This window comes from Idiomarina sp., from assembly GCF_048260185.1.
GTDB lineage: Bacteria > Pseudomonadota > Gammaproteobacteria > Enterobacterales > Alteromonadaceae > Idiomarina.
In genome coordinates, this window is record NZ_JBLXHB010000003.1 from 104,991 (window position 1) to 117,173 (window position 12,183).

Sequence of the window (12,183 nt, forward strand, 5' to 3'; positions counted from 1 at the left end):
AGAACCGGATGATAGTTGTTATAACCAACCCCAAAATGAGGCTGTTATGCTGGATTTACGCAGTGATACCGTAACCCTTCCCAGCGCTGCTATGCGCGCCGCCATTGCCGAAGCGAGCGTCGGTGATGATGTTTATGGTGAAGACCCGTCAATTAACGCGCTGGAAAAGCGGGTGGCTGAATTGCTCGGTAAGGAAGATGCTTTGCTGTGCAGCTCCGGTACACAAAGTAACTTGCTGGGGTTAATGAGCCACTGCCGTAACGGCGAAGAATACATTGTCGGTCAGGAGTATCACACTTACCGCTACGAAGCCGGCGGCGCTGCGGTTTTAGGCAGCATCGTGCCACAGACCATTGAAGTAGAAGCCGATGGCACCTTGTCGCTTGAAACTATTGAAAAGCGTATAAAACCCAACGATCCGCACTTTCCCATTACCCGCTTGCTGGCCTTTGAAAATACCCTCGGCGGGCAGTTAATAGACCAGGACTATTTTGATAAAGCCCGTATTCTGGCCGACCAAAACGGTTTGTCCATGCATTTAGACGGCGCCCGCCTGCCCAACGCCGCTATTGCCAGCGGCCGAAGCATGGCGGAACTTGCCGCGCCTTTCGACAGTGTGTCTTTGTGCTGTTCAAAAGGTCTGGGCGCACCTATTGGTTCACTGCTGGCAGGCTCAAAAGAATTAATTGCTCGCGCTCGACGTTGGCGCAAAATGGTCGGCGGCGGTATGCGTCAGGCCGGGTTTGTTGCGGTAGCTATTGATTATGCCTTAACGCACCAGTTTGAGCGTATACAGCAGGACCACGACAACGCGAAATGGTTGTTTCAACAACTTTCTGAGTTGCTGACAGGCACCGAGGCCAAAGTCCGCTATTCCGGTACCAACATGACCTTTGTCGAGCTACCGGACAGTTTACCGGCGGACAGCTTGCGGGAACTGATGGCAGAACACGACATTAAACTGCCCGGCGGCCAAAAGCTGCGGTTGGTATGCCACCTGGATGTCAGCCGCGAACACCTGGAGCACTTTGTTGAATTGTTTAAACAGTGGCTCACTGACGTAGCCTGATGTTCACATCAGGTGCGGTGTTGGTCACACCACCATAGGGTTGTTATTTACGCGTGAGTTTTGGCGGATAGATCGCACCTGACGCAATAGCGTCAGGCTACAAGCTTTGCACCTGATCAATGAGTCGATCTAGGGCTCGGTAATTGAGGGCTTCGGCTAAATGCTGCTGCTCAATGGCGTCACTCTCAGCTAAATCAGCAATAGTCCGGGCTAAACGCAGAGTCCGGTGATAAGCTCGGTGGGACAGCTTCATCTTTTCGGAGGCTTTTGCTAAAAACGCTTCTGTTTTATCTGACAGCTCGCATATTTGCTTCAGCGCCTTCGGCTTAACCTGACTGTTCAGACAGCCCTGTCGCTGTATTTGGCGCTGCCTGGTTTTCTCTACTAAGCTTTTTGCTTCTGCAGAAGTCATTTGGCTATTGCGTTTGGCTCCACCATTCAGACTCATTGATTCTGTTTCTCGTGGCACCATCACCTGGATATCGATACGATCCAGCAAAGGACCTGAAAGCTTATTTAAATACTTGAGAATTTGGTCAGGTGTGGAACGGCAGTTGGCTAACGAGCCATCAAACTGACCGCAAGGAGATGGATTCAACGCGCAGACAAGCTGAAATTTAGCCGGAAACTTCACGTTGTAACCGGCTCGATTAATCGTAATTTCGCCGCTTCCCAGCGGTTCGCGTAAGCAGTCCAATACATGTCGACTGAACTCGGGCATCTCATCTAAAAATAATAACCCATTGTTTGCTAAGGATATTTCTCCCGGACGAATCGAATTACCCGTTCCACCTCCCACAAGCGCAGCGGCTGTACAGGTATGATGCGGATTTCGCAGCTCGCGCCGTGTTAATGCCTCCGCATGATGATAATCAAAAGACACCGACTTAACCGCCGCAATTTCCATAGCTTCCTGCTCAGTTAAGGCTGGTAATATCCCATTCAAACGCTGCGCGAGCATGGTTTTGCCCGTGCCTGGTGGCCCGACGAACAACAAGTGGTGCTTACCGGCCGCCGACAACAACAAAGCTCGTTTTGCCTGCTCCTGCCCTACAACATCGGCTAAATCACCATCATCGTTCGATGATTCCTTTGCCCAATTTATCGGCTTTGATTCTCTCAGTGGCTGGTGATCGTGCAAATGTTCATAAACACTGACCAAGTCAGCCGCCAACCAGCTCTTTTGTTCACGTACTAACCCGGCTTCCTGCTGGTTAGTAATAGGCACAAACGCCTGCCGCTTTTTATTACGACACGCCAACAAGGCTGGGATTAAGCCATTTACCGCACGCAACTCACCGGTTAACGCCAGCTCACCATAAAATTCCGCCTGCTCCAGAATAGCGTCCGGTATCTGCCCCGAAGCCGCCAAAATGCCAACCGCTATAGCTAAGTCATAACGTGCCCCGGTTTTCGGTATATCGGCCGGCGCTAAATTGACGGTAATACGCGTGGCCGGTGGATATTCAAACCCCGCGTTCATCAAGGCGGTTTTGACCCGATCCCGAGCCTCTTTTACTGTAGTTGCAGGCATGCCAACCATAGTAAATCCTGGCATTCCCCTTGCCAGATCCACTTCAACCCGAATTTCCGGCGCATGAATACCTATCAATGCCCGGGTATAAACTCGCGCTAACGCCATCTGTCTCTCCATGACTAAACAACGCCGTAACTATAAGCTTGAGAAAAGTTCCTGTCTGTAAGCTAAGCACTTCAAGCAATGACCGATATCATTCCTTCTCCACTTGCTTTTGTACCCACTTCTGTCATCATCTTGCCTTAATTAAGAACAAACCGAATAACCAACGGACGCCAAAAGCCATGTTCCACCAACTGAATCAACAGTGTCGAAAAGGTCGGTATATAGCACCATTGCTATTACTGGTTTTTTCACTGTGTTGGGGACAAAACTTCGGTTGGCTGGAAGGCTGTCCTAAGCATCAGAGTGCACCCGCGGCTGAACAGCTTGCCGGAAGCCATGCCGACTCAGGCACAAAACACGAAAGCGCTAAGGCCGACTGCGACAAAACGGCGCATTTATTACAGCAATTTCAGTCCGACATAACTTACGCGGCACTGTCTTTCTTTATTCTTCTGACTTTGGCGCTGAGGACCACTGTAAACAAACAGCTAGCACCGCCACTTTTTCTCTTTCCCTGTAAAAGGCGACCCCACGCCGTATTTTGTTGCTTTCTGGAGTAAGGCTTCCAACAGTTTTTTACCGTTGGAATACTAACTTCAGGAGTAATGTATGAATAAAATTTTACCATTATGGCTAGTATCGCTTATTGCTGCGTTGTTGCTTTACAGCGCGCAAAGCCTAGCAGAAACGCCATCTACAGGTTGGCTGAGTCATAAAGATCATCCGCCGGTGTCGGTGAAGCTGGAACTGACCGGCCACTATGAGGCTGAGCGGAATCTACTACCCGCCCTGCTGCATGTTGAGCTGGATGACGGCTGGAAAACCTACTGGCGTTCACCGGGCGAAGGCGGTATACCGCCAACCTTTGACTGGTCTGAGTCATCCAATATTAACGATATTGAGTGGCACTGGCCGGTGCCCTCGCGCTACAGCATTCAGGGTATCGATACCGTGGGGTATCAGGGGTCGTTGGCCTTTCCGTTAATGATACAGTTAAGCCCGGATGCCCGGCAGGCGCGCATTAGCGGTACGCTGACTATGTCATCCTGTACCACCGTTTGTGTGTTAACGGACTACCCAATTGACTTGCAAGTTGATCTGGACACCCTGACCATCGACAGTGATCGTGCCTTTGCCTTTAATCAGGCGATGGGCAAGGTGCCTCGGGAGTACGACAGCAATAACGTCAAGCAGGCTATTTGGTCCGACGCCAACCAACGCATTCAACTGACTATAGAGCGTGACAGTGGCTGGCAAGATCCTCAGCTGTTTATACACAGCAGCGACGAAGCTCTGGCCGATGCAGAGTTTTCATCACCAGATATTCAGGTGGAAGACAATACGCTCACGGCGAATATTGACGTTAGCCACTGGCTGGAGCTGCCAGACCTTAGTGGCGCTGAACTCATCACTACGGTCAGTGATGAAAAGTTTGCCGCCGAATATAAGACCGAGCTAACCGCAGGCACCATTGCTAATAAAGCTCCCCCGCTCTGGGCCATTTTACTTATGGCCTTAGCTGGTGGGCTTATTCTGAACATTATGCCCTGCGTGTTGCCGGTATTAGGCCTGAAGGTTCAAAGCCTGATGCTTTCAGGAGCACAAGAGCCGAAGGTGGTGCGTAAGCAGTTTTTGGCGTCGTCACTGGGTATTATCAGTTCGTTTCTGGTCATTGCCCTGGGGCTTATGGCACTGCGCTGGTCAGGCGGTTCTGTCGGCTGGGGTATTCAATTTCAGAACCCTTACTTTATTGCCGCATTAGTCGCTATTACCTGGGTATTTGCGCTGAACTTAATGGGCGCCTTTGAGTTTAAATTGCCGTCGTCTTTGAGTACCAGTGCCGCAGCCACTGGCGATAACAGCTACAAAGGGCACTTCCTGCAAGGCATGCTGGCCACGGTATTGGCAACACCTTGTACAGCGCCCTTTTTAGGTACCGCGGTAGCCTTTGCATTAGCTGCTGAGTCATCGGTTATTCTGCTGATTTTTGCCGCTCTTGGGGTTGGCATGGCGCTGCCCTGGTTACTTATAGCGGTGTTCCCTAAAACCGCCAAATTATTACCCAAACCTGGTCGTTGGATGCAGTGGGTGAAACCCGTTTTCGCCATTATGATGCTGGCAACCACGGTCTGGCTGACAACCTTGCTGAAAAACTTTATCAGCAACGAAGTATTCCTGGCGCTAACCATCGGTTTATCGGTTCTGACATTAGTGATTATCGGTAAAGTGCATGGCCGCAAGGCGCTGTTTTTATCCATTGGTGGCTTTTGGGTATTCGCTGCCGTTGTCGGTACGACGTTAATTCTTACCGCAGACCGTTGGGTCAACAAACTGCCGCAGGACCACCAATGGCAACCACTAACCCAGCAGCGTATTGATGAAGCCGTTGCCAGTGGCCAAACCGTGTTTGTGGATGTGACCGCGGACTGGTGTATCACCTGTCAGGCCAATAAAGTCGGCGTATTACTGCAAGACCCGGTATTTACAGCCTTAGGTGAGAAGCACGTCACCCGCCTGCGCGGCGACTGGACCAAAGCCAACGAGAGCATTACCAAATACTTAAAGACCAACAATACCTTTGGTGTGCCCTTTAACAAAGTCTACGGACCCGGCGCTCCGGACGGTATAACCCTGCCCGTAGTGCTCAGTAAAGACAAAGTCATGGACGCGCTGGAGGATGCTCGTGAGCAATAGCAAAGCTAAGCCGTCGTGGGCAAAGCGGCTACGAACCGCAGCGCTTTATATTGTGCTGTTCTCGGTCGTCGCTTTCATAGTCGATGCCTTTCGTAATAGTGACGTGCCGGAGTCTGTTCCAGCGGAGCTGTCGTCACTAACGGACATAAACGGCGAGCAATATAACTTACGCGAAATGAGCAAGGACAGCCCGGTTGTGCTGTACTTCTGGGCAACCTGGTGTCCTGTTTGCCCGGCGGTCTCGCCTACGGTTGATTACGTTGGCAACCACTACCCGACCATTAGCGTGGCGTTGCGCTCCGGCGACAACGACAAACTCACGCGCTACGCGCAGGCGAAAGGGTATGAGTTTCCTATTGTTAACGACAACCTCAACCGCGTATCAAACGGCTGGCAGGTATCTGCCACGCCAACCATCATCATTATTGAAAACGGTGACATAGTTTCGGCGACAACCGGGGTCACAACACCTCCGGGTTTGTTTATTCGCCTTTGGTTTCACCAGTTTTTTTGAAGTCACTAATTTTTTAAGTAGGAAAGTTGTATGAATTTTATCTATAAAACGTTTTTCATCGTTGCTTTTATCTTTAGCAGCAACGTATTTGCGCAAGATTTAAACCCACAACAAGAAGAAGATTTGGAGAAAGTCGAACAGCTATTGCGTGAAAACCCGCAGCTAATTTCAAACATTCACAGAGGCTTGCAGCGCTTTTTAGAACAGCAAAGTGAGCAGAAAAACGCCTTTGCTAACCACCAGGAATGGCTGTATCAGTCGGCGGCACATCCAATTTTAGGTGACCAAGATGCACCGCATAAAATCATTGTGTTTACCGACTACAACTGTCCGTTTTGCAAGAAGTTAGAGCCAGGCCTTCATAAACTGATTGAGGAATACCCGTCTATTCAGGTCGTGAACATTTTCGTGCCTTTACGCCAACAGCAGGTAGATGGGCTCAAAACTAACTCCGCACTTTATGGGCTGAATCTGTGGCGCAATGACCCTAAGGCATTCTTTGAAGCCCACAACTTAATGATGAAAAAGTCAGGCATGCACACCGCCGATTCACTGCAAAGTGTTGCGCAAGTCACGAGTACCGAGGCCTTCTTGTCACCGTCCGGCGAGAGCGAGGCGGTTATTCGCAAAAATATGTCAGCGTTTCGCGACTTGGGCTTTCGCGGCACACCGACCATTATCATTGGTCAGCAGGTAACGCCTGGTTATATTCCTTATAACAAGCTGGAAGAAATAGCGACAACACAGTTCGATCTGAATTAATCAGTGTCGTTTTATCACTAGCCTTGTGTGAAACCTCAAGGAGAAAGGGTTAACCATCTGAAATTAACTCTGCTATAATTCATGCGCATGGTTAATGCGCATGGATTACGCATATTTAATAACAGGTGATAAAATGGCTGCTTACAAAACCGCTTCTGCTTCAAAGAAGCCGACAAATGTCAGTATTAACGCTGAACTTCTGGCAAAAGCCAAATCGCTTGACATCAATTTATCGGCGACACTCGAATCTGCATTGAAGGAACAAATTCGTTTAAAAGAACAAGCGCAGTGGCTGAAGGAAAACTCTGACGCAATGGAAGCGTATAACCAATTTGTAGAGCGCAACGGAACATTCAGCGATAGCGTGCGAAAATTCTGATGGCTCAATTCACCGTCTACGCCAATAACAATACAGCGACACGCACAACCTACCCCTACCTTATCGATGTACAGAGCGATCTGCTGTCAGCCTTATCGACAACCTTAGTTATACCTTTGATACCCACTGCGCTGGCTGAATCCTTTCAACTCACCAAGCTAAACCCGGATGTTACCGTTGAGGGAAAGACTTTCTCATTGATGACACAAGATATGGCGAGTATTTCCAAAGCTCAGCTCACTAACACAGTCGGTGACCTATCCCACGACAGAGATAGAATCACCGCGGCTATCGACCTGCTATTTTTTGGAATATAACGATAGTGACAAGTTTCCAGGTTTGACGAATAAATTCAGAGCTATAATTTGATAAGAGCTTCAACGTGTACTAACATTTGTGAGTACATATTTAAAAGAGAACCATCATGGAAACAAGAATTCAGTTTCGTATCGATGAACAAACAAAACACTTAGCGCAGCAGCAAGCGGAAAGTGAAGGTCGGACTTTGAGTGACGCGTGTCGACAGCTTGCCGAACAGCTGGCATCGGAGCGTCGAAAGCAACTATCGCAGGACAGCTGGCTTACAGAACAAGTGAACCAAGCATTCCAGAAGTTGGAGTCTGGCCAGTCTGAGTTCATGGATAACGAACAAGCAAAAAACCGCATGGAAAAATTTAAGGCTCAAATTCGTAAATAAGGCGCGCAAATGATTTATTGGGAAGAGGATGCCCTGAAAGACAGAGAAAGGATTTTCGAGTTTCTTTACAATTTTAACCCCATAGTGGCCGAACAAACCGATTCACTGATACAAAGCAAAGTCGAAACATTGCTTGAGCAACCCTATATTGGCGTTAAACGCGAGAATATAAAAGGGAGGCTTTTAATCCTCCCCGATGTTTCAATGCTTGTCCCTTACGATATTCACGGGACCAACATACGAATTTTGCGCGTGCTGCATGAGAAGCAGCAATTTCCATTTACGTAGGCGTCTTACCAATAGTTCTCAGAAGTCACATTACCGGGCTTGCGGCGGGTATTTTTAGCAAGTCCCAGTTCAGCCAGCGCGGCGCGTGACTCTTTTATCATATCGGGGTTACCGCAAAGCATGACTTGCGCGCTGACGTCTAATGGCATATCAAGTGCTTCGCTTAGCTGCCCGGGGTATTCCTGTTGCCACTGCTCTATTTGACTCTGATAGACCAGCTAGCCTGCTGCAGGAGCTTACTATTGGGCTGTTGAAAACCAAGGTGGGGGTGATGGTTCGGGTTCATTTGAATATGAATACGGCTATACTCGCTAACTCTCAACTACCGATCTTATTCATAAAGAGGCTCTTAAACGAGCCTCTTTTCTATATAAATATTGTTTGGCACAATTATCTACACACTTTCATCAATCATTTTTGCATTAATTCCTTTTAGATATTCCATCGCGTCGCTTTGTAGATCTGATAGATAATCTAAATCTAACAGCTCTTTAGAAGCTTCCTTATATCGTTCGGCAATACGCAGTGCTTCCGCTCCATATATAGGGTGCCCTTTAGATTTATCATTAACTGCATGGTCGAAAACCGAAACTGCATTTTCTGAGCTATCCAATCCACCGAATCTTATTTTTAATTCGAGCTGAACTTTTGAACCACGCAACTCTTCATCGTCCTTATATCGATTATACCCTTCTATCGTCTCTTCCTTAAACGTCATCACACTCTCAGCCAAGGCAATATATTCTTCAACGGTTATGTCTTTGGCATTTTCAGGATCAACCGACAACAGTCCTTTGAACCTCTCGGCCTGCTCATCGGTAAGTTTTGAGTTATCAATCGCGGGCTCCGGAGGTTTAGCTTCTTTTACTTCCGGCTTTTTTGCAGGCTCAGCTACCGCTGTCGATGGTGGCTTTTTTATGGTGAAAGAGAAATCGCTAATGGTTAAAGGTTTCATAAACACCTCCTGTGTTAACCCCTTATATCGGCGAATTATCGAGCAACTTTAATATTCAAAAGTAAAATTACCAGTAGTTCTCAGAGGTCACATTACCGGGCTTACGGCGGGTGTTTTTGGCAAGCCCTAACTCAGCCAGCGCGGCGCGTGACTCTTTTATCATGTCGGGATTACCACAAAGCATCACTTGTGCGCTGATGTCTAACGGCGTGTTGAGAGCATCGCTTAATTGGCCAGAGCTAATCAGTTCAGGAATACGTGCAGATAGAGCTCCGGGAATATTTTCACGAGTAATCACCGGCTGATAACCCAACTGCCCGGGGTATTCTTGTTGCCACTGCTCTATTTCTCCCTGATAAACCAGGTCTTCTGCCACACGAACCCCTTGCACCAGGTTAATGCGTTTGAATCGTTCCCACGGCTTTTCGGTTCTTAGCATGGAAATGAACGGGCCAATGCCGGTTCCGGTAGAGAGCATCCACAAGCTGTCGCCGTCCGGCACTTCGTCCAACGTGAAAAAACCACCAGCGGGCTGGGTAATATCCACATTATCGCCAGGCTGCAGCTTGGCTAACTTAGTACTGACCTCGCCGTCTTCCACTTCAGCAATCACAAAGTCCAGTATGGCTTCGTCCGGAGCGCTGGCTAGTGAATAGGCGCGCAACAACTGTTCACCACCAATATTCAAACCCAAACGCACAAACTGTCCAGCCTTAAAATCAAACGGCTCAGCCACAACTCTTAAACTGAAAACGCCAGAACTCCAACGGTAATTCTCGACAACTTTTCCACTAATCCATTGGATCATACGGCTGACTTAGTCCTTGTTCTGGTTCTTGGTCGCTTCCAGCTCTTTTTCTAACAGTTCAACGCGCTCGCGCAAACGCAGTAACATTTGCTGCTGCACGTCCAGTTCTTCGCGGGTGACTAAGTCGAGTTTTGACAGCTGTGATTGCAGTGTTTGCTTAACCCGCTGTTCCATGTTTCCGGCCAGTTCTTTCACGCCGGCAGGCATGCTGTCGTTAATTTGGCGAGCAATATTCTCTATTGTTTTGTTGTCCATAAGTCTCTCTTTGTGTAAATCGTTGCTTATGCGTTTAGCTTAGCAGGAGATTCAGGTAAAATCCGAGCTTCTTATCAGCTTTTTCACGAATCAGGAACTCCGCGGCGCCCATGCTGAACGATCGCCAGAACCAGGCTGTACATTACATCCAGGGCCCTTTATTAGTGCTTGCCGGCGCTGGTAGTGGCAAAACCCGGGTAATAACGGAGAAAATTGCTTACCTGATCCGCCAGCAAATTTACACCGCCCGGCAAATTGGTGCAGTAACTTTTACCAATAAAGCCGCCAAAGAGATGAAAGAGCGTATTGCGCAAACCTTACCGAAAGCGCAGCTGCGCGGTTTAACCGTGTGCACTTTTCATACTTTGGGCTTGAATATTATTCGTCGGGAACTCAGCACTCTGGGGTTTAAGCCCGGCTTTTCATTATTTGACGACCAGGACACCTACGCCCTGCTTAACGCCCTGACTGAAGAGGTATTTGAGGGCGACAAAGCGCTGATTCAAGCCTGTCAGCACCAGATAGGCCACTGGAAAAACGCCATGCTGTCGCCGGAGCTGGCTCTACAAAAGGCGTCGAACGATCAGGAAAAGGCCTTCGCGCAGGTCTATCAGCAATACCAAAACAACCTGAGTGCCTGTAATGCCGTGGACTTTGATGACTTGATCCGCCTGCCGACGCAGTTACTGGCGACCAACGAAAACGCCCGCGCACGCTGGCAGAAAAAGTTTCAGTATTTATTGGTGGACGAATATCAGGACACCAACACCAGCCAGTACCAACTGGTCAAGTTACTGGTGGGCGAACGCGCTCGCTTTACCGTGGTGGGCGACGACGATCAGTCCATTTATTCATGGCGTGGTGCGCAGCCTAAAAACCTGGCCTTGTTGAAGCAGGACTTCCCACAGCTGGACGTGGTTAAGCTGGAGCAGAATTACAGGTCGCACGGGCGTATTCTGAAAGCCGCCAATATTCTCATTGAGAACAACCCACACGTATTTGAGAAAAAGCTGTTCTCAGAAATGCAGTACGGCGAGCCGATAAGCGTTATTTTTGGTCGTAACGAAGAGCATGAAGCAGAGCGTGTGGTTGCCGAAATTGTAAAACAACGGTTCCTTCGCAAAACGCCGTATCATCACTTTGCTATTTTATACCGGGGTAATCACCAGTCGCGCTTGTTTGAAAAAGCGCTGATGAACAACCGCATCCCTTATAAAATTACCGGTGGTCAGTCGTTCTTTGCCCGCGCGGAAGTCAAAGACATTATGGCGTATCTGCGGTTGCTGGTGAACCCTACCGACGACACCGCCTTTCTGCGCATTATTAATACCCCGCGGCGCGGCATTGGCCCGCAGACCGTTGAGCGTATTGGCCGCTTGTCGCAGGAGTTAGGTTGCAGCTTATTTGAAGCCTGTCAGTCGCCCCATTTAAAAACGCAGCTTAGCACCGGTGTGTTTCAGCATGTGGACGTGTTCCGCAACATGATAGATACCCTGGCCCGCCGAGCCGATCATCAGGAAGACGCCAGTGACGCAGTAAAACAACTGCTAAGCGAAATTGGCTACGAAGACTGGTTGTTTGAGCAAAGCCCCAGCGCGAAAGCCGCCGAAATGCGGATTAAAAACGTGTACGAACTGCACCGCTGGGTATCGGACATGCTAAAAGGCGACGCCGAACATGAACCCATGGAATTGAATCAGGTGGTCAGCCGCTTGTCACTGCGCGATATGATGTCCCGTAACGAAGACGACGAGCAGTTTGAACAGGTGCAGCTAATGACCTTGCATGCTTCCAAAGGTCTGGAGTTTCCACAAGTGTTTTTAGTGGGTATGGAAGAAGGCCTGCTTCCTCACCAAAGCAGTATTGATGAAAATAACATTGAAGAGGAACGCCGCCTGGCTTACGTCGGCATTACCCGCGCCCAACATAAGTTAGTCTTTACTATGGCTAAAGAGCGCCGTCAGTTTGGCGAAAAAACGGAGCCACAACCCAGCCGCTTTTTGCTGGAGTTACCGCAGGACGATTTAGAATGGGAACACCGCAAGCAAAAGTCCGACGAGGAACGTGAAGAGCAACGAAGTCAGGGTTTGGAAATGTTGAAAAACGCACTGAAAAAGTAG

Annotated in this window: 14 protein-coding genes; 9 read left to right on the forward strand and 5 right to left on the reverse strand. The window is 48.9% G+C overall.

Features of this window, described 5'->3' with window-relative positions:
- The first annotated feature begins 46 nt into the window (after positions 1–46).
- Positions 47–1,069 carry a low-specificity L-threonine aldolase gene (gene ltaE / locus ACN0RF_RS08220; protein WP_417438636.1) on the forward strand — a complete coding sequence of 341 codons (1,023 nt, stop codon included), beginning with the start codon at positions 47–49 and terminating at the stop codon, positions 1,067–1,069.
- Positions 1,070–1,166: 97 nt separating this feature from the next.
- Here ltaE and ACN0RF_RS08225 read toward each other — a convergent pair whose 3' ends face one another.
- Positions 1,167–2,711 (reverse strand): YifB family Mg chelatase-like AAA ATPase, encoded by a 1,545-nt coding sequence (locus ACN0RF_RS08225; RefSeq protein WP_417438637.1) that lies wholly within the window; start codon positions 2,709–2,711, stop codon positions 1,167–1,169.
- 609 nt (positions 2,712–3,320) lie between these two features.
- Here ACN0RF_RS08225 and ACN0RF_RS08230 point away from each other — a divergent pair.
- From ACN0RF_RS08230 to ACN0RF_RS08260, 7 genes are all read left to right on the forward strand, one after another.
- Entirely contained in the window at positions 3,321–5,405 is a 2,085-nt protein-coding gene (locus ACN0RF_RS08230; protein WP_417438638.1) for a protein-disulfide reductase DsbD family protein, read from the forward strand.
- Positions 5,389–5,919, forward strand: a complete 531-nt coding sequence (locus ACN0RF_RS08235; protein ID WP_417438639.1) for a protein disulfide oxidoreductase — start codon at positions 5,389–5,391, stop codon at positions 5,917–5,919. The genes ACN0RF_RS08230 and ACN0RF_RS08235 overlap by 17 nt, the downstream gene beginning before the upstream one ends.
- A gap of 30 nt (positions 5,920–5,949) precedes the next feature.
- Positions 5,950–6,681, forward strand: coding sequence for a DsbA family protein (locus ACN0RF_RS08240; RefSeq protein WP_417438640.1), 732 nt, complete (start codon positions 5,950–5,952; stop codon positions 6,679–6,681).
- 133 nt (positions 6,682–6,814) lie between these two features.
- Complete coding sequence (locus tag ACN0RF_RS08245; RefSeq protein WP_417438641.1) at positions 6,815–7,060, forward strand: type II toxin-antitoxin system CcdA family antitoxin; 246 nt, start codon at positions 6,815–6,817, stop codon at positions 7,058–7,060.
- The gene (locus ACN0RF_RS08250) at positions 7,060–7,377 is read left to right on the forward strand and encodes a CcdB family protein (protein WP_126752205.1); all 318 of its coding nucleotides are present in this window, start codon (positions 7,060–7,062) and stop codon (positions 7,375–7,377) included. The genes ACN0RF_RS08245 and ACN0RF_RS08250 overlap by 1 nt, the downstream gene beginning before the upstream one ends.
- Before the next feature lie 107 nt (positions 7,378–7,484).
- On the forward strand, positions 7,485–7,757 hold the full coding sequence (locus ACN0RF_RS08255) for a type II toxin-antitoxin system RelB/DinJ family antitoxin (protein WP_054488587.1): 273 nt from the start codon (positions 7,485–7,487) through the stop codon (positions 7,755–7,757).
- A gap of 9 nt (positions 7,758–7,766) precedes the next feature.
- Positions 7,767–8,045 carry a type II toxin-antitoxin system RelE/ParE family toxin gene (locus ACN0RF_RS08260; RefSeq protein WP_417438642.1) on the forward strand — a complete coding sequence of 93 codons (279 nt, stop codon included), beginning with the start codon at positions 7,767–7,769 and terminating at the stop codon, positions 8,043–8,045.
- A 5-nt stretch (positions 8,046–8,050) separates the two neighbouring features.
- Here ACN0RF_RS08260 and ACN0RF_RS08265 read toward each other — a convergent pair whose 3' ends face one another.
- From ACN0RF_RS08265 to ACN0RF_RS08280, 4 genes are all read right to left on the reverse strand, one after another.
- Positions 8,051–8,194, reverse strand: coding sequence for a hypothetical protein (locus tag ACN0RF_RS08265; RefSeq protein WP_417438643.1), 144 nt, complete (start codon positions 8,192–8,194; stop codon positions 8,051–8,053).
- Positions 8,195–8,439: 245 nt separating this feature from the next.
- Positions 8,440–9,000, reverse strand: a complete 561-nt coding sequence (locus ACN0RF_RS08270) for a hypothetical protein (RefSeq protein WP_417438644.1) — start codon at positions 8,998–9,000, stop codon at positions 8,440–8,442.
- A 67-nt stretch (positions 9,001–9,067) separates the two neighbouring features.
- Positions 9,068–9,808: a ferredoxin--NADP reductase gene (locus ACN0RF_RS08275; protein ID WP_417438645.1), complete on the reverse strand. Its 741-nt coding sequence runs from the start codon at positions 9,806–9,808 to the stop codon at positions 9,068–9,070.
- Positions 9,809–9,817: 9 nt separating this feature from the next.
- Complete coding sequence (locus ACN0RF_RS08280; RefSeq protein WP_011233471.1) at positions 9,818–10,063, reverse strand: accessory factor UbiK family protein; 246 nt, start codon at positions 10,061–10,063, stop codon at positions 9,818–9,820.
- Positions 10,064–10,173: 110 nt separating this feature from the next.
- Between ACN0RF_RS08280 and rep the strand changes: the two genes are divergently transcribed.
- Complete coding sequence (gene rep / locus ACN0RF_RS08285) at positions 10,174–12,183, forward strand: DNA helicase Rep (protein ID WP_011233470.1); 2,010 nt, start codon at positions 10,174–10,176, stop codon at positions 12,181–12,183.